This is a genomic window from Achromobacter sp. GQ309 (genome assembly GCF_059759315.1).
Genome location: NZ_JCAXDP010000005.1, coordinates 320,193 through 337,322 on the forward strand (window position 1 = coordinate 320,193; position 17,130 = coordinate 337,322).

The window sequence follows — 17,130 nt, forward strand, 5'->3', positions numbered from 1 at the left end:
TTTCCTTTATTGGGTCAGAGCACGGTGCGCAGGTCTTGCGCGCATTCCTGCGCGCTCTGCTGATGGCGCAGCGCCACGCGCAGCTTGCCTTCGGGGTCGATGAGGTACGTCAGCGCGGTGTGGTCCATGGTGTAGGACGAGCCGGTCGGGACCTTCTGGTAGAACACCTTGAAGGCCTGGGCGGCGGCGCGGGTCTGTTCCGCCGTGCCGCGCAGACCGACGAAGCCGGGATCGAAGGCCTGGGTGTAGGCGCGCAGGATCTCAGGCGTGTCGCGCTCGGGATCCACGGTAATGAAGAGAACGCGCAGCTTGTCGGCATCCTTGCCCAGCAGCGTTTTGATCTCGACGGCGCGGGTCAGCGCCGTCGGGCAGATGTCCGGGCATTGGGTGAAGCCGAAGAACAACATGACCGGATGCCCGCGGTAGTCGGCCAGGGTGCGGGTTTTGCCATCGGTGTCCTGCAACTGGAAATCGCCGGTGGTCATGCCGGACAGGTCCATGCCGTGCAGCGGCGGGGCGTCGGGACCGCAGCCCGCCAGCGGCAGCAGCGCCAGTGTCGACAGCAGCAGACGGCGACGCGGGTCGGGCGCGCCCGGCGTGGGGGCGGCGCGCGTCACGCCGGCGGGCGTGCGCGAAAAAAGGGAGTTCATTGAAACCTCTGGATTGACGAGTCGGCCACGCGGTCGGGCCGCACGGCAAGTGCCGTCCGCAGCGCCTTACTAATTAGTAAGGGGCGTGGACGATCCTGGACGAAGTCATGCCAGCGGCGGCGGCGCGCGCGAACCCAGCGGCGGACCGTGGGCGGGCTGCGCGGGCAGGGCGCGATGCGCAGGAGGGAAGACAGGATGTCCGGCGGCCGTCAGCAGCAGCGGCGTCATGGCCGGCGCCGTGGCGGGCGTGACGTGGACAAGCAGGCCGAAGGGACATTGCGCGCCGGTGTTGGCGTTGTCGTGCGGGGCCTTGCCGCCGTCATCGGCCGGCAGCGCCACGCTGAATGACGACACGTTGCCCGCCGCCGAGCAGAATGTGACCTCGAGCCGGCCATCGTGCAGCGCGCGGGCGTCCGGCATGTAGCCAGCGGGAACCAGCGCCCGCAGCGCCAATGCCAGGATCGCCAGCCAAAGCACGGCGTCGGCGCGCAGGGCGCGCAGCGTGCACAGGAGGCGGGTCGACGAAGGCATGCAGGCATTCTATGCCAAGCGTTCCCGATTTCTTGGTACCCTTGAACGCACTTCTTTCCGACACGCGACCCCGTGCCCCAGGTTTCAGAGCTTTCCTTGTCCGTTTCGACTTTGTCCGCCGCCAGTTTGTCCAATGCCGACCCGTCCGCCGGGCCGGGACGCGCGGGCTCATATTCCCGTCTATGGCTGGGCGCGCTGATGGCGGCGCTGCTGGTGTTGCTGACCGCCTGCGGCACGACCAAGGTCCAGCCGGGCTATTACCGGGTCCAGTCGGGCGACACGCTGTACCAGATTGCGCGCAAGGAAGGCACGACCGTCAGCAACCTGGTCCGGTGGAACAAGCTGTCGAACTCCAATTCGATCGAAGTCGGCCAGGTCCTGCGGGTCGAGCCGCCCGCCGGGCAGGCGCGCACCTCGCCGCCCAGCAAGGCCAGCACCAAACCCAAACCCGCGCCGCGCGCCACCGCGTCATCCGGCAAGCGGCGCACGGCGCCGCCGGGCGCGATCTCGCTGGTCTGGCCCGCGCAGGGCAAGGTCACGCGCGGCTACGACGGTTCCCATTCAAACGGCATCGTCATCAGCAATTCCGCCGGCACGCCCGTCGTGTCCGCCGCGCCCGGCACGGTGGCGTATTCGGGCAGCGGCTTGCGCGGCTACGGGCATCTGGTCATCGTCAAGCACAACGCCAGCTTCCTCAGCATCTACGCGCACAACAGCAAGCTGCTGGTCAAGGAAGGGCAACGCGTGTCGCAGGGCCAGAAGATCGCCGAGATGGGCAACAGCGACAGCAAGCAGGTCGGGCTGTATTTCGAACTGCGCTACGACGGTCAGGCGGTCGACCCGGCGGGATCCCTGCCGCCGAAGTAGCAGACGGCGGCTTTGCGCCAAGTAAAACAGTCTCCAACTTGCGGCAGGTGTCTGACACCATGGTGCAGCGTCTCAGAGGGTGTCAGACACCGAGTTCTTTCATCGGGTGTCAGACACCCGGATCTACGGCGCTTCCTGCGTCAGCGTCGATACAAACGCCGCCGTGCGTGAATCACTCGGATTCGTGAACACCGACCGCGAATCCCCGGCCTCCACCACCACGCCATCCAGCAGAAACACCACTTCCCGCGACACGCTGGCCGCCAGCCGCAGATCATGCGTGGCCATCAGCATCGTCATGCCTTCCGCGGCCAACTGACGCAGCACATCCACCACTTCCGCCGCCAATCCCGGATCCAGCGCCGAGGTCGGCTCGTCGCACAGCAAAACCCGCGGCGCCGGCGCCAGCGCGCGGGCGATCGCCACGCGCTGCTGCTGGCCGCCGGACAGATTCGCCGGCCAGGCTTCCGCCTTCTCCAGCATCCCCACCTTGCGCAGCAATTCCTCCGCCCGCGCGCGTGCACGGTCGGCGGGCCACTTCTGTACCGTCACCAACCCTTCCATCACATTGCCGATCACGGTCTGATGCGGAAAAAGCTGAAAGTTCTGGAACACCATGCCGGTCTGCTTGCGCACCGCCTGGACCTGTTCGCGCGCCAGCTTGCGGCCGGGTTCAAAGTCGACCGTTTCCGGACCGATCTCCAGCCGCCCGCGATCCGGCATTTCCAGCAGGTTCACGCAGCGCAGCAGCGTGCTCTTGCCGCTGCCCGACGGGCCGATCAAAGCCGTGACGCTGCCTTCGTCGATCTGGACATCCACCTGCTTGAGCACGGGATTGCCGCCGAAGGACTTTTCGATTTTTTCAAGGCGGATCATCGGGTCTTCTCGCTAAACATCGCATGCTGGCCGAAGCGCCGTTCCAGCCGCACTTGCGCGGCGGACAGGACCGAACTGAACGCCAGATAGATCAGCGCCGCTTCCGTATAGAGAATCAGCGGCTCATACGTGACGGCTGCGATGCGCTGCGCGGCCTGGAAGATTTCCGGCACCGTCAGCACCGCCGCGAGCGACGTGTCCTTGACCAGCGCGATGAACGAATTGGACAGCGGCGGCACGGCCACGCGGGCCGCCTGGGGCAGGATCGTGCGGCGCAAGGCCTGGCCGCGCGTCATGCTGAGCGAATAGGCTGCTTCCCACTGACCCTTGGTAATCGATTCGATCGCGCCGCGGATCACTTCGGAGTTGTACGCGCCGACGTTCAGCGTGAAGCCGATCAGCGCCGCGGGCAACGGGTCCAGCACGATGCCCACGCTGGGCAGGCCATAGAAGATCACGAACAGCTGCACCAGCAGCGGCGTGCCGCGGATGAGCCAGACGTAGAAGCGCACCACCGCCACCAGCGGCGCGGGCCCGAACAGCCGGATCAGCGCCACCACGAACGCCAGCGCCAGCCCCAGCGCAAACGACATCAACGTCAGCGGAACCGTGAAGACCAGCCCCGCGTGCAGCAGCGGCCAGAACGAGTCCGCCATCAGCTGCACCCAGGCCGGCACCGACCATTCGCCTATTTTTGCCAGCAGCCAGTCGGGCAGGACGGCGTGCAGCCAGGGGGGCAGCGTCATGGGCGCTCCAGTGGTTTATTGCGCGGACAGGTCCGTGCCGAAGTATTTGACCGAGATGGTCTTGTACGTGCCGTCAGCCTTGATGTCGGCCAGCGCCTTGTTGATGGCGGCCTGCAGCTCGGGGTTGTTCTTGCGGATCAGGACGCCCGAATTGCTGAACTCCGCCGTCTTGTCGGTGGCCGCAATCTTCACGCGGGCGTTGGGCTTCTGCTTCTTGAAGTCCAGGAACGACAGGTTGTCATTGACGGTGGCTTCGACGCGGCCCGAGGTCAGGAGGTCGATGGCTTCATTGAAGCCCTGCACGGCGACCACTTCCGCGCCGTGGTTCTGCGCCAGCTTGCCGAAGTTGCTGGTCAGCGTGTTGGCGGACTTCTTGCCCTTCAGGTCTGCAAAGGATTTGATGCTGGTGTTGTCGTCGCGCACGATCAGCACGGCGGCGGACGAGATGTAGGGATCGGAGAAGTCGTACTTGGCGCGGCGCGCATCCGTGATGCCCACCTGGTTGATGACGGCGTCGTAGCGCTTGGCGTCCAGCCCGGCGATCAGGCCGTCCCACTTGCCTTCGACGAATTGCGCCTTCACGCCCAGGCGCTCGGCGATGGCGCGGCCAATGTCCACGTCAAAGCCGGTAAGCTTGCCCGATGCGTCGTGGAAGGTGAAAGGCGCGTAGGTGCCTTCGGTGCCGATCTTGAAGACGCCCGCGGATTTGATCTGGTCCAGTTCGGACTGGGCATGGGCGGCGGACAGGGCGGCGACCTGCACGAGGCCGGCGATGAACAGCGTACGGAAGAGTTTCATGGCAATGCTCCACGGATGATCACTGTGGAGAGCATGTGGGCCTGCAATGCCCTCCGGCGTAGCGGCACTCTAACAACCGGCCTATTTTTCCACAAAGCATATGGAATAGTAAAAATATAGCTACAAGTCATATAGCTTTACCGAACGCCCGGGGCACGAACGCCCGGGGCACGAACGCCCGGGGCACGAAAGCCCGGGGCAGTCGGTCCGGGACCTTCTGGCTTTACGTTGACGGAGACGGGTGTGGAACAGCAATGGAACAGGCGTGCGTTCATGGTGGCGGCAGCGGGCGCTGCCGCGGCGGGGGCGATGCCCACGCAGGCCGCTGGCGGCGCGGCGCCCATGCCGGGCGGCGGCAGCATCACCGATGTGGCGGGCTTGCGGGTGGGGCATTACACCGAGACGCGCCGGCCCACCGGTTGCACGGTCATCATTGCCGAGGCCGGCGCGACGGGCGGGGTGGATGTGCGCGGCGCGGCGCCCGGTACGCGCGAGACCGACCTGCTCAACCCCATCAACATGGTCGACAAGGTGCACGCGGTGGTGTTGACGGGCGGCAGCGCGTTCGGCCTGGACGCGGCGTCGGGCGTGATGCGCTATCTGGAAGAAAAGAAGATCGGCTTTGACGTAGGCGTGGCCTTCGTGCCCATCGTTCCAAGCGCGGTGTTGTTCGACCTGGGCGTGGGCGACGCGTCGGTACGGCCCGATGCCGCCGCCGGTTACCAGGCCTGCCGGTCGGCGACAGCCGACGCGCCGCAGGAAGGCAACGTGGGCGCGGGCGCGGGGGCGACGGTGGGCAAGCTGTATGGCCCCAAGCGCGCCATGAAGGGCGGCATCGGCAGCGCGTCGCTGACGGTGGCGGGCGTGACGGTGGGCGCCATCGTTGCGGTCAATGCCGTGGGCGATGTGCTGGACCCGGCCACCGGGCGCATCCTGGCCGGCGCGCGCACCGAAGACGGCAAGATGCTGTTCGACACGCGCGCGGCCATCCTGGCGGGCGACCTGCCCAAGTCGATGCGCGCGGGCGCGGCCACCACCATCGGCGCCGTGGCCACCGATGCGCGGATCACCAAGGCCGAAGCCCAAAAGATCGCCGGCATGGCGCACGACGGCCTGGCGCGCACGATCAACCCCATCCACACCATGCTCGACGGCGACACGATCTTCGCGCTGGGCACGGGCGCGTCGGGCAAATCCGCCAACGTGATGCTGCTGGGTGTCATGGCCGCCGAGGTCATGGCGATCGCGGTGCAGCGCGCGATCCTGGCCGCGCGCGCCATTGACGGCTATCCGGCCGCGGTGGATTTCGTGGGGTGATACCGCTGTCCCGCGCCTGTCACACAAGCCCGCCATGATGACAGGCGCCGGCACGACGCCGGGGCGGGGGCGCACATGCAGGAAGGCGAACGACTCAATGGCGTGACGCATCTGGCCGGGCTGGCGCTGGCGGTGCTGGCTTCCGGCGCCTTGATCACGCGCGCGGCCGAGCTGCGCGTGGACACGCGGCAGATCGTCAGTTGCGCGGTGTTCGCGGCGTCGATGATCGCGGTGTATGCATCGTCTTCGCTGTTCCACTGCACGCAAGGGCGCCGCAAGGCGATGTGGGCCAAGGCGGACCACTGCGCGATCTATCTGCTGATAGCCGGTACGTACACGCCGCTGGCGTACGGCCCCGTGGATCATCGGTGGGGCGCCGCGATGGGGGTGGCGATCTGGCTGCTGGCCTTCGTGGGTATCAGCCGCGAACTCTGGTGGGCGCGCAACGCGCCGCCGGCCTTGCCGCTCTATTTGCTTATGGGATGGCTGGGTGTGGCCTTTGCCGCGCCGATCGCCGGCGCGCTATCGACGGCGGGGCTGACGTGGCTGTTGGCGGGCGCCGCCATCTACACGATCGGGACGCTGTTCTATGCCAACGACAAACGCTGGCGCCATGCGCACGGCATCTGGCATCTGTTCGTCATGGGCGGCACGGCCTGCCATTTCGTGACGGTCTTCGGCTTTCTGGAGCACGCGCCAACCTAGCGCGCCTTGCTTCACGCCGACGGCGAGGTCACCTCAGCGCCAGGCCGCCAGCGGCAGCATGCCTTCGCGGTCCTTCACTTTGCGCATGACGATATGCGAACAGAGATCGCGCACGCCCGGGATCTTGCTGAGCTTGTCCTCGACAAAATTCGAAAATGCCGACAGGTTGCGCGTACGCACGGTGAGGATGTAGTTGGACGCGCCAGTGACGATGGCCGCCTCGGTGATCTCGTCGTGCAGCGCGATGCCCGCCAGAAACTCCTCGTGCCATCCCGCGCGCGACTGGTCCAGCGACACATGCACGATGGCCTCCAGCTCGAAGCCCAGCTTCTCGGCGTCCAGCAGCGCGCGGTAGCCGCGGATGAGCCCGGCTTCTTCCAGCGCGCGCACACGGCGCAGGCAGGCGGAGGGCGACAGCGCCACCTGTTCCGCCAGGTCCTGATTGCTGAGGTGGCCGTCTTCCTGCAGGCGGGCCAGAATGCGCTGGTCTATGACGTCAATCTGCATGGCGCAATCCAGTTCGAAAAAATGATGATGAATGCAATTTAATGCGGAAAACGCGGGTAAGTCACGACGGGATTTGCAATTTTTCGGACTGACTGCGCTGATAGCATGTATCCGGAAATTTGCTGAAGGAACGGAACATGAACACTCGTGAAGCCTGCGTCAACGCCGACCGCCAGGATCCCCTGGCCCACGTGAAAGAACAATTCGACCTGCCGCCCGGCGTGCTCTACCTGGACGGCAATTCGCTGGGCGTGCTGCCCAAGACCGCCGCGGCCCGCGCCGCGCAGGTCATCACCGAAGAATGGGGCACGGGCCTGATCCGCAGCTGGAACACCGCGGGCTGGTTCGATCTGCCTGCGCGCCTGGGCGACAAGCTGGGCCGCCTGCTGGGCGCGCGCGAGGGCGAGCTGGTCGTCACCGACACCACGTCGCTCAACATCTTCAAGGCGCTGGCCGCCGCGCTGCGGATCCAGCAGCACAAGCACCCCGCGCGCCGCGTCATCCTGTCCGAGCGCGACAACTTCCCCACCGATCTCTACATGATCCAGGGCATGATCGACCTGCTGCAGCAGGGCTACGAAATGCGCCTGATCGACGACGACCTGCCGCTGGACAAGGCGCTGGACGACTCCGTTGCCGTCATGCTGCTGTCCCACGTCAATTACCGCAGCGGCCAGATGCACGACATGGCCGCCGTCACGGCGCAGGCGCACGAACACGGCGCGCTGGCCATCTGGGATCTGGCGCACGCCGCGGGCGCGGTGCCCGTCGACCTGAATGGCGCCAATGCCGACTTCGCCGTGGGCTGCACCTACAAGTATCTGAACGGCGGCCCCGGTTCGCCCGCGTTCATCTGGGTCGCCCCGCGTCACACCAAGGATTTCTGGCAGCCGCTGTCCGGCTGGTGGGGCCACAGCCGCCCGTTCGACATGGCCGTGGCCTACGAGCCCGCGGGCGGCATCCGCCGCTACCTGTGCGGCACGCAGCCCATCGTGTCGCTGTCGATGGTCGAATGCGGTCTCGATGTCGCGCATGCCGCCGGCATGGACGAAGTGCGCAAGAAGTCGCTGGCGCTGAGCGACCTGTTCATCCAGCTGGTGGAATCGCGTTGCGCCGGGCATCCGCTGACGCTGGTGACGCCGCGCACGCACGCCGACCGCGGCAGCCATGTCAGCTTCCGTCATCCCAACGGCTTCGAGGTCATGCAGGCGCTGATCGCGCGCGGCGTGATCGGCGATTACCGCGAGCCCGAAGTCCTGCGTTTCGGCCTGACGCCGCTGTATTTCGGCTACGCCGATGTCTGGGACGCGGTCGACATCCTGAAGGACGTGCTGGATACCCGCGCGTGGGACAAGCCCGAATTCAAGCAGCGTTCCGCCGTGACCTGATTCCGGTATCGGGCCTCGTCGCGCCGGCCTCGCGGGCCGTACATCACACAAAAATGCGCAGTACAGGAGGAGACAATGCAACAACAGAAAGGGTTCGGCCAGATTGCCGAACGCGAACAGGGGCTCAAGCGCCGGCTGACGTCCGGCCAGATGAGCATGATCGCCATCGGCGGGGCCATCGGCACGGGCCTGTTCCTGGGCAGTAAATTCGCCATCGGTTTCGCCGGGCCCAGCGTGCTCATCAGCTATGCCATCGGCGGCGTGATCACGCTGCTGCTCATGGCCTGCCTGGCCGAAATGACGGTCGCCCATTCCACGTCCGGCTCGTTCGGCGCCTATGCCGAACACTACATCGGCCCGCTCGCGGGCTTTCTGGTGCGCTATGCGTATTGGTCCTGCGTGGTGCTGGCCGTGGGCACGGAAGTTACGGCGGTGGCCAAATACATGGCTTTCTGGTTTCCCGGCGTGCCCGGATGGCTATGGGTGTGCATTTTTTCCGCAGCGCTCATCCTCATCAACGCCCTGAGCGTCAAGGCCTTCGGCACGATCGAATACTGGTTCTCGACCATCAAGATCAGCGCCATCATCGGCTTCATCATCCTGGGCGCCTTCGTGGTCTGGGGCAACCCGCAGTACGGCACCGCGAACTACACCGCGCATGGCGGGTTCTTTCCGAACGGCGTGTGGGGCATGTGGATCGCGGTCGTGATCTCGATCTTCAGTTACCTGAGCGTCGAGATGATCGCCGTGGCAGCCGGTGAAGCCGAGGATCCGGAACGCGCGGTCAAGCAGGCGTTTCGCGCCACCATTGTCCGGCTTGTCGTGTTCTACCTGCTGACACTGGCGCTCATCCTGGCCATCGTGCCGTGGGATGATGCCGGCAAGGGCGGCAGCCCCTTCGTGCAGGTGATGGAGGTGCTTGATATTCCGGGCGCGGCAGGTGTCATCAACTTCATTGTGCTGGTGGCCGCGCTGTCGGCCATGAACAGCCAGCTCTACATCACCACGCGCATGATGTTCAGCCTGTCGCGCGCGGGCCATGCGCCGTCGGCGTTGGGCCGGCTGTCCAGCAACGGCACGCCGCTGAACGCGCTGTTGCTGTCGACCAGCGGCATCGCCATCGCCACAGTGCTGAACGTGCTGTACCCCGAAACGGCCTTCACGCTGATGATGGCCATCTCGATGTTCGGCGCGCTCTTTACCTGGATGATGATCTTCGTCACGCACTATTTCTTCCGCCGCCGCTGGGTGCGCGAAGGCGGCGCAAAGCTGTCGTTCCGCATGCCGGGCTTTCCGGTGCTGACGCTGCTGGGCGCGGGAGCGATGCTGGCGATTCTGGTGACCACGTACTTCACCAGCGTCTTCAAGCTGACGCTGGTGTTTGGCGTGCCGTTCCTGGTGCTGCTCGCCGCGGCGTACTACCTGCTGTTCAAGAAGCGCGGCGAAGCGGTCGCCATGAATACGCGGCAGCGTGCGTGATGGGTCGTCAACGGCCGCGCTTTTTGGCGCGGCCGTTTGTCATCAGACGGCCGCGACGGCGCGCTCGGTGCGGGGCGCGGCTGGCGCCGGCGCGGGGGCCGGGGCGAACACGCGCAGTCGATGGCCGTCGGGGTCGAGCGCCACAAAGGTGCGGCCGAAATCCATGTCGGTCGGCGCCTGCAGGATGGGCAGGCCGCGCAGGCTCCAGTCCACGTGACGCTGGTTGACCGCATCGGCATCGGCCACGGTGAACGCCAGTTCGGACGCTCCGCCGCGTCCGGCGGCTGCCGGCGCCACCGTGTAGCGCGACCACAAGCCCAGCATCAGCCCCGAGTCCAGCGCAAACAGCGCAAACGTGGGCGACGATTCGATGGGCGGGCGTTGCAGCAGCGCGCTGTAGAACGCGGCGCTGGCCTGCGGCTTTTCCACATACAGAATGACGAAATTGGTGTCTGACATGATGCGCTCCGGGGGGTGGATGCGCTCATGATAGGCAGGGGTACTGTCAGTTTTTGGCAGTAGTGAACATCAGTCCTTGCGCGCCTCGTGATCCAGCGCGCGCCACGCCTTGAGCAGGATGTGCCGCCGTTTGGGATACCTGGCGCCGATGGCCAGCGTGGCGATGCGGTCGGTGCGGAAATGCCGGAAGTCGCCCCGCAATTCACACCAGGCCATCACCAGCCGCACGCTGTCGAAAAAGCCCAGCGCGAACGGCCAGATGATCCGGCTGGAATCGGCTCCCTTGTCGTCGCGATAGGTGATTTCCAGTTTCTGTTCGCCGCGGATGGCCTGGCGGATCAGCGCCACGTCGACACGGTCCGTGACGGCTACGGCGCTGGGCGCAACCAGCAGCGGAATGGCGTCAAGCTCGTCGCGCAGTTCCTGCGGCAGCACCGCACCGATCTTGGCCAGCGCATTGCGCGCGGCCAGCCCCAGGCGTTCGTCCGAGCGGCGGGCCACCCAGCGCGTGCCCAGCACCAGCGCCTCGATTTCTTCGGTGCTGAACATCAGCGGCGGCAGCATGAAGCCGGGCCGCAGCACATAGCCCACGCCCGGTTCTCCCTCGATTTCCGCGCCCTGGCATTGCAGCGTGGCGATGTCGCGATACAGCGTGCGCAGGCTGATGCCCATCTCGGCCGCAAGCCGATGGCCGCTGACGGGCAGGCGGTGGCGGCGCAGGGTCTGGAGCAGCTCCAGGAGGCGTTCGGTGCGGGACATGGGGGCGGGGGAAGGGCAGACGGCGCAATACTGCCATGGATTGGCAGCAGGCGGCGATAGTCCGGCCCGCGATTTCAGCCCCGGATCCTCGCTCCTACTTGGCGACCGGCTTGCCCGACGCCACGTCCAGCACCGACCCGTCTTCCAGGCTGACGCGGTAGATTTCGCGCACGACATTGCCTGCAAAGCCGATCTCAACAATGGACACGTCCTTGAAGGTCGTCTCAATCCCATCGGGCAGCACGGCGTTGAACTTGTCGGATTCCGCCTTCATGGCGTCCTGCAGCCGCGCGTCGTACGGCGTCATGCTGTAGACCAGCGTGGTGTGCGGGTTGTGCGCGCGCACTTCCTTGCCGTCCTGCATGACGTTCACGCCGCTCACGCCCAGCGTCTTGACCAGTTCCTTGCCGGCATCGCCCATCTTGGCGTAGACCGGGCCGGTCACGCGCGGCAGCGGGCCGTCGCGCAGCGGGGCGAGGGCGGCGGTGGCCACGGTGTTGTAGCGCATCATGTCCTCGAAGCCCTGGCCGCTCTTGACCACACCCAGGTCCAGCCACCACGGATGGCCCGCGCCCTTGGCGGCCTCGGTCGGATAGAAGGTCTTGAGCGTGACGCGCAGCGGCGCCGGCGGCTTGGGCAACGCTTTCAGCATGCGCGCGGGCGTCTGCGGATCGGCGTTGTGGATGTGGACAACGGTGACGTGCGGCAGGTTGGGCGTGTCGGCTTCGGTCTTCAGGCCGAGTTTGATCAGATCTTCCTTGAGGACGCCGGTGACTTTGGCGTCGAGCACGGCGTTCACCTCAGCCGGCAAGCGGTAGACCACGCCGTAGGTGGCCTTGTGCGCGCGGAACTCGGGCTGGCCGATGGCGCTGTTGTCGATAGCGGCAGCCTGGGCGGCGCCGGCGGTGGCGAACAGGCCGAATATGGCCAGATGCAATGCACGTTTGATCATGGGATTTCCCTGTTGTCGTGGACGTGACCCGCGAGAGTCATCCGCAGTGTGGCCAGCGCGGATGTACGCCGTATTGCACCAAGGCCAAGATTTCCGATACCAACCGGCGCTTATCCGATTGGTCCTGGCGGCCGCCAGTCATTCGCTAGCCCAGGAACATGACCGCCACGATGGCGATGCCGAGCAGCAGGTTCACACCGACCCAGCGCCGGATGCCGGCCATCGCCTGGCCGCCCCTGGGCCAGTCGGACGCCGCCACGGCAGCGGCCAGGCGCTTGAACAGCGCAAACCGGATGTGGCCGAAGATCGCCATCATGACGATGCCGCCGCTGGCCATCAGCGTCCAGTTGCGGGGCATGAAGAACGAGCCGCCCGTCTGCGCGGCCTGGCTGGCCGACGAGCCGATCATCCAGGCGCCGGTCACGAGAATCAGCACGATGGCCGCCAGCACGGCATTGAGAAAGGGGCCCAGCACCGAGGCCAAGAGCGGCAACCGCACGGGCGGATCCAGTTTCGCGGCCGCCGGCCGCAGAAAACAGTGGGCGAACAGCATGCCGCCCACCCAGAGGATCACGGCCATGACGTGGAGAAATTGCAGGACGGCGTAGAGCATGGGATCAGCCTGTGGAAAGCGCCGCCGCGGGAGGCGGCGGACGTCGTACGGATGATATCTCCGCAAACCCGACGCGCGGACTTGACCAAGATCATGGTTTTGCATTTAGAATGAGAACGATTGTTATTTGTAGTTATGAATTTAGTAGTTAGTGAGTCAGGGAGCCGTCCGTGCCGAATTCCGTGCTCGCCTCGGGCGACGCCGTCAACATGCTGTACCGCACCCATCACGGATGGCTGCATGGCTGGCTGCGCGCCAAGCTGGGCAACAGCTTCGATGCCGCCGATCTTGCGCAGGACACCTTCGTGCGCGTGCTGCGGCACCGGCACGAACTGGACGCGCTGCGCGAGCCGCGCGCGTACCTGACCACCATCGCCAAGCGCCTGCTGCTGAACCACCATCGCCGCCGATCGGTCGAGCAGGCCTACATGGAAGCGTTGGCGTTGATGCCCGAGGCGCTTGCTCCTTCCCCCGAACAGCGCTTCATCATCCTGGAGACGCTGCAGGAAATTGAAGAAATGCTGGCCGGCCTGTCGCTGCCCGCCCGCCAGGCGTTCCTGATGGCGCAACTGGAAGGCCTGAGCCATGGCGAAATCGCAGACAAGCTCAACGTGTCGCTGCGCACCGTGCACCGCTACATCACCAAGGGATACGAGCAATGCATCATGGCGGTGATGTGAGCGCGCCAGCGGAACCGGCAGCCGAGCTGCCCGCCGTCGAGCGCAACGTCGCACGCGAGGCTGCGCGGTGGCTGATGCGGCTGAGCTCAGGCCGGGCTACCGACGCGGACGTCCATGCCTGCGACCAATGGCGCGCCAGCAAGGCCGAGCACGAACATGCCTGGCAGCGGGCGCAGCGCGTGAATGCGCGCTTCGGCCTCATTCCGTCGGCGCTGGGCATGGCAACGCTGAATCGACCGGACCTCAAGAGCCGCCGCGCCGCGCTCAAGACGCTGGTTGCCCTGATTGTGGCCGCGCCGGTCGGCTGGGCTGCCTGGCGGGCCGATCCCCTGGACTGGAGCGCCGACTACCGGAGCGCCGCCGGCGAGCGGCGCGACGTGATCCTGGCCGACGGCTCGACGCTGCACCTGAATACCTCCAGCGCCGTCGACGTGTTGTTCGACGACGCGACGCGCCTCTTGCGCCTGCGCGCCGGCGAGATCGCCGTCCATGCGGTGGCGGACCCCGCCAGCCATCCGCGTCCCTTCATCGTGCGTACGCGGCTGGGCGATATCGAGGCGCATGCCTCGCGCTTCTGTGTGCGCGAGGAGAGCGGGCGTTGCCAGCTCAGCGTGCAGGAAGGGCGCGTGCGCGTCAGCAGCGCCGGACAGCCGGGGCGCTACGTGGACGTGGCGGCCGGCGAGCAGAGCAGCCTGTCGCCCGATGGCGCCGGCCCCGCGACGCCCGCCGATCCGCATGCCAGCGACTGGCTGCGCGGCGTGCTGTACGCCAGCGCGCTGCGGCTGGACACCTTCGCGGCCGAGCTTGGCCGCTACCGGCAGGGCATCCTGCGCTGCGCGCCGGAGATCGCGCACCTGCGCATCTCCGGCGCCTTCCAATTGCACGACACCGACGCGGTGCTGGCGGCGCTGCCCGCCACCTTGCCCGTGCAGGTGCGCTACAGCACGCCGTATTGGGTAACGATCGTGCCTCGCGACACCTCGGCGTGAGGCGCGGGGTCGGCATGGCGGATCACGTTCACGGCGTTGCCGCGTCTTTTTCCGGCGCGCTGAAAATATTTTTGAAAATGCTGTCCGGTTTTGATTTCACGCGGGTCATGGTCTGTATAGGCACACGGATGCCGATACCTGTTGGATCGAAAGGACGACCATGGCTTACTACCCCGCCGGCCGCGCAAGCGGCTCCCGGGCAGCCCGAGGCGCGCAATGCCGGCTGACCCGTCTTACCGCTGCCGTGCATGCGGCGCTGGCCCTGACCGCTGCATCCGCCGCGATGCTGCCGGCCTCTGCCGCGCAGGCGCAAGGCGCCGCGGTGACGCAGGCCGGGGCGCGCGGCTACAGCATTCCGGCGGGATCGCTGGCGGACGCGCTGCCGCGTTTCGCGGACAGCGCCGGCGTGACGGTGCTGTTCGATGCGGCGCTGGTGGGCCAGCGCCGCACCGCCGGACTGCAGGGGGCGTACTCCGTGCATGAAGGGTTCGCGCGTCTTCTGGCGGGCAGCGGGCTGGGCGTGCAGGAACGCAGCGCGGGCGTCTTCGTGCTGCAGGCGTTGCCGCAGGGCAGCGTGACGCAGCTTGCGCCGGTGCAGATCGACGGCGAAGCGGCCGTCGTCACGCCGGCCTGGGAAACCAGCACCGATCGCCGCCGCCTGGACGATCTGCAGATCCGCAACTGGACCGACCTGAGCCGGCGCGCCGAACCGGGCGTGAACTTCAATCGCACGACCAACAGCATCAACATCCGCGGCCTGGATCAGGACCGTGTGCTGACGCGGGTGGACGGCATCCGCCTGCCGTGGCTGGACGACGGCGCGCGCGGCGTGAAGGGCGGCCTGGAAGCGGTGGATTTCAACAGCCTGTCGCGCCTGGACATCGTGCGCGGGGCGGACGCCACCGGCGGCGGCTCGGGCGCGATTTCGGGCATTGCCGACCTGCACACCCTGAATCCGGCCGACCTGCTGGGCGGCGGCAAGACCTTTGGCGCGCTGGCCAAGACCGATTACGACTCCGCCGACAACAGCTGGGGCGCCAACGCGGCGCTGGCCGGCCAGATCCACAGCAACACGTTCTGGCTGGTGCAGGCCGGCGTGCGCAACGGCCACGAACTGGACAACCGCGGCGACGTCGGCGGCTACGGCGCCAGCCGCAGCAAGCCCAGCCCCGAAGACTACGACCAGCGCAGCTTCCTCATGAAGCTGCAGCAGCGCGTGGACGGCGCGCATCTGTTCGGCCTGACGGGCGAATACTTCAAGCGCAATGCCGACATCGACAACAAGTGGGAGCAAGGCCCCGGCACCAGCTACCTCATCGGCGAAAACAGCACCCGCAAGGAAACCGAGCGCGAGCGCGTGTCGTTCGACTACACGTACACGGCGCCGGATTCGGGCGGCCTGGTCGACACCGCACACGCCGTTGTGTATTGGCAGCGCGTGCGACTGGACAACTCGCTGGACGGCATCCGCGGCGTCGATGCGCGCGCGTTCATCATTCCGGGCGATCCATTCCGCTACGGCTTTCCCAACGGCCCCTACGGCCGCAGCAATTCGATCCAGCAGACGCTCTTTGGCGCCAGCACGGAATTCACCAAGCGCATCGCGGGCGCGTCGGTGTCGCAGCTGTGGTCGTTCGGCGGCGAGTGGTACGGCAACAAGACCGAGCAAAATTCCAGCGGCTACGACAACTGCCCGGTGATCCGACCCGGCACGCCCGCGCCGTTCGGCCCGCGCGCGTGCGACATGCTGCACACCAACCAGGCCGACGTCCCGCAATCCAAGGGTGACCAATGGGCGCTGTGGGTGCAGGACGAGTTCAGCTTCGCGGATGGCAGATACACGCTGGCGCCGGCATTGCGCTATGACCACTACGAGCAACGGCCGCAATCCACCGCCGGCTACGAAAGCAATCCCAACGCGGCCGCGCTGCCGCCCAGCAACAGCGGCAGCCGCTTCTCGCCCAAGCTGCTGGGCACGTGGCGGGCGGCCGAACAGCTCAGCCTCTATGCGCAGTACGCTTACGGCTTCAAGGCGCCCAGCGCCACGCAGCTCTACACCAACTACGGCGGCCCTGGCACCTATCTGCGCGTGGGCAATCCGTACCTGAAACCCGAAACCAGCAAGGGCTGGGAACTGGGCGCCAAGCTCGGTTCCGACGATCTCGGCGGTGCGGTATCGTTCTTTGATAATCGTTATCAGAACTTTATCGATGGCGATGTGCCGCTGAATCCCAATTCGCCGCAGTGGCAGCCGGGTTGGGCGGGGCAGTATCCGCTGGGCGTGACCGGCAACGTCAACCGCGCCAAGGTCCGCATCTACGGCGCCGAGGCCAGCGCGCACTGGAAGTTTGCGCCGGGTTGGCGCACGTGGGGCTCGCTGGCTTGGGCGGTGGGCAAGGACGAGGGCACGGGGCAGTACCTGAACTCCGTCGCGCCCCTCAAGGCGATACTGGGCGTCGGGTATGGCCGCGACGTGTGGGGCGTGGACGCCATGCTCACCACAGCCATGCAGCGCAACAAGGTCGAGTATCCCGATGCGTCGCCCGACGCGCCCAATCCCGACTTCAAGGCGCCGGGCTATGGCGTGGTGGACCTGATGGGCTACTGGCGTCCGGCTGCGGTGAAGGGCTTGCAGGTGCAGGCTGGCGTGTTCAACCTGTTCGACAAGAAGTACTGGGAGGCCATCAACGTGCCGACCGCGGGCGCCACCGCGATCCCGCGTGCGGTGGATTGGTACACGGAACCGGGACGCAGCGTGCGCGTCTCACTGACTTATCAATATTGAGTTCGGTCCGCCGCCATTCGGCGCTGACC

At 66.5% G+C, this 17,130-nt stretch carries 18 protein-coding genes; 8 read left to right on the plus strand and 10 right to left on the minus strand.

The genetic code is table 11. The annotated features are described in order from the left end of the window. Positions 1-14: 14 nt before the first annotated feature. Positions 15-650, minus strand: a complete 636-nt coding sequence (locus AC6CIE_RS17710) for an SCO family protein (protein WP_498093169.1) — start codon at positions 648-650, stop codon at positions 15-17. A 105-nt stretch (positions 651-755) separates the two neighbouring features. Beyond that, positions 756-1,181 carry a DUF2946 family protein gene (locus AC6CIE_RS17715; protein WP_498093171.1) on the minus strand — a complete coding sequence of 142 codons (426 nt, stop codon included), beginning with the start codon at positions 1,179-1,181 and terminating at the stop codon, positions 756-758. Between the two features lie 198 nt (positions 1,182-1,379). On the opposite strand from AC6CIE_RS17715, the gene AC6CIE_RS17720 reads away from it, so the two are divergent. Next, positions 1,380-2,048, plus strand: coding sequence for a peptidoglycan DD-metalloendopeptidase family protein (locus AC6CIE_RS17720; protein ID WP_175124570.1), 669 nt, complete (start codon positions 1,380-1,382; stop codon positions 2,046-2,048). 123 nt (positions 2,049-2,171) lie between these two features. Here AC6CIE_RS17720 and AC6CIE_RS17725 read toward each other — a convergent pair whose 3' ends face one another. The 3 genes from AC6CIE_RS17725 to AC6CIE_RS17735 all read right to left on the minus strand — a co-directional run bounded on the left by AC6CIE_RS17725 (position 2,172) and on the right by AC6CIE_RS17735 (position 4,468). Next, on the minus strand, positions 2,172-2,924 hold the full coding sequence (locus AC6CIE_RS17725) for an amino acid ABC transporter ATP-binding protein (RefSeq protein WP_239212921.1): 753 nt from the start codon (positions 2,922-2,924) through the stop codon (positions 2,172-2,174). Beyond that, positions 2,921-3,601 (minus strand): ABC transporter permease subunit, encoded by a 681-nt coding sequence (locus AC6CIE_RS17730; RefSeq protein WP_056327000.1) that lies wholly within the window; start codon positions 3,599-3,601, stop codon positions 2,921-2,923. Before AC6CIE_RS17730 ends, AC6CIE_RS17725 begins: the two co-directional genes overlap by 4 nt. Positions 3,602-3,685: 84 nt before the next feature. Then, positions 3,686-4,468: an amino acid ABC transporter substrate-binding protein gene (locus AC6CIE_RS17735; RefSeq protein WP_105240302.1), complete on the minus strand. Its 783-nt coding sequence runs from the start codon at positions 4,466-4,468 to the stop codon at positions 3,686-3,688. A gap of 273 nt (positions 4,469-4,741) precedes the next feature. Here AC6CIE_RS17735 and AC6CIE_RS17740 point away from each other — a divergent pair, with 273 nt between their 5' ends. Beyond that, the gene (locus AC6CIE_RS17740; protein WP_218343312.1) at positions 4,742-5,785 is read left to right on the plus strand and encodes a P1 family peptidase; all 1,044 of its coding nucleotides are present in this window, start codon (positions 4,742-4,744) and stop codon (positions 5,783-5,785) included. Between the two features lie 75 nt (positions 5,786-5,860). Next, positions 5,861-6,490, plus strand: a complete 630-nt coding sequence (gene trhA / locus AC6CIE_RS17745) for a PAQR family membrane homeostasis protein TrhA (protein WP_367352988.1) — start codon at positions 5,861-5,863, stop codon at positions 6,488-6,490. A gap of 33 nt (positions 6,491-6,523) precedes the next feature. On the opposite strand, the gene AC6CIE_RS17750 is transcribed toward trhA, so the two are convergent. Then, the gene (locus tag AC6CIE_RS17750) at positions 6,524-6,997 is read right to left on the minus strand and encodes an Lrp/AsnC family transcriptional regulator (RefSeq protein WP_175124452.1); all 474 of its coding nucleotides are present in this window, start codon (positions 6,995-6,997) and stop codon (positions 6,524-6,526) included. A gap of 137 nt (positions 6,998-7,134) precedes the next feature. Here AC6CIE_RS17750 and kynU point away from each other — a divergent pair, with 137 nt between their 5' ends. Together kynU and AC6CIE_RS17760 are read left to right on the plus strand one after the other, a co-directional pair. Next, a complete protein-coding gene (kynU, locus tag AC6CIE_RS17755) occupies positions 7,135-8,385 on the plus strand; it encodes a kynureninase (RefSeq protein WP_239212918.1) in 1,251 nt (416 codons plus the stop codon). A 75-nt stretch (positions 8,386-8,460) separates the two neighbouring features. Further along, positions 8,461-9,864: an amino acid permease gene (locus AC6CIE_RS17760; protein ID WP_498093173.1), complete on the plus strand. Its 1,404-nt coding sequence runs from the start codon at positions 8,461-8,463 to the stop codon at positions 9,862-9,864. 42 nt (positions 9,865-9,906) lie between these two features. Here the strand turns inward: AC6CIE_RS17760 and AC6CIE_RS17765 are convergent, their stop codons facing one another. The 4 genes from AC6CIE_RS17765 to AC6CIE_RS17780 all read right to left on the minus strand — a co-directional run bounded on the left by AC6CIE_RS17765 (position 9,907) and on the right by AC6CIE_RS17780 (position 12,647). Beyond that, complete coding sequence (locus AC6CIE_RS17765) at positions 9,907-10,323, minus strand: VOC family protein (protein ID WP_175124455.1); 417 nt, start codon at positions 10,321-10,323, stop codon at positions 9,907-9,909. A gap of 69 nt (positions 10,324-10,392) precedes the next feature. After that, positions 10,393-11,082: a helix-turn-helix transcriptional regulator gene (locus AC6CIE_RS17770; protein WP_218343065.1), complete on the minus strand. Its 690-nt coding sequence runs from the start codon at positions 11,080-11,082 to the stop codon at positions 10,393-10,395. Between the two features lie 94 nt (positions 11,083-11,176). Next, on the minus strand, positions 11,177-12,034 hold the full coding sequence (locus AC6CIE_RS17775) for a hypothetical protein (RefSeq protein ID WP_175137708.1): 858 nt from the start codon (positions 12,032-12,034) through the stop codon (positions 11,177-11,179). A 145-nt stretch (positions 12,035-12,179) separates the two neighbouring features. Beyond that, on the minus strand, positions 12,180-12,647 hold the full coding sequence (locus AC6CIE_RS17780) for a CopD family protein (protein WP_218343067.1): 468 nt from the start codon (positions 12,645-12,647) through the stop codon (positions 12,180-12,182). Between the two features lie 170 nt (positions 12,648-12,817). Between AC6CIE_RS17780 and AC6CIE_RS17785 the strand changes: the two genes are divergently transcribed. The 3 genes from AC6CIE_RS17785 to AC6CIE_RS17795 all read left to right on the plus strand — a co-directional run bounded on the left by AC6CIE_RS17785 (position 12,818) and on the right by AC6CIE_RS17795 (position 17,101). Beyond that, a complete protein-coding gene (locus tag AC6CIE_RS17785) occupies positions 12,818-13,327 on the plus strand; it encodes a sigma-70 family RNA polymerase sigma factor (RefSeq protein ID WP_175124461.1) in 510 nt (169 codons plus the stop codon). Beyond that, the gene (locus AC6CIE_RS17790; RefSeq protein ID WP_498093175.1) at positions 13,324-14,316 is read left to right on the plus strand and encodes a FecR domain-containing protein; all 993 of its coding nucleotides are present in this window, start codon (positions 13,324-13,326) and stop codon (positions 14,314-14,316) included. Before AC6CIE_RS17785 ends, AC6CIE_RS17790 begins: the two co-directional genes overlap by 4 nt. Before the next feature lie 160 nt (positions 14,317-14,476). Then, complete coding sequence (locus tag AC6CIE_RS17795; protein ID WP_498093177.1) at positions 14,477-17,101, plus strand: TonB-dependent receptor; 2,625 nt, start codon at positions 14,477-14,479, stop codon at positions 17,099-17,101. Positions 17,102-17,130 lie beyond the last annotated feature (29 nt).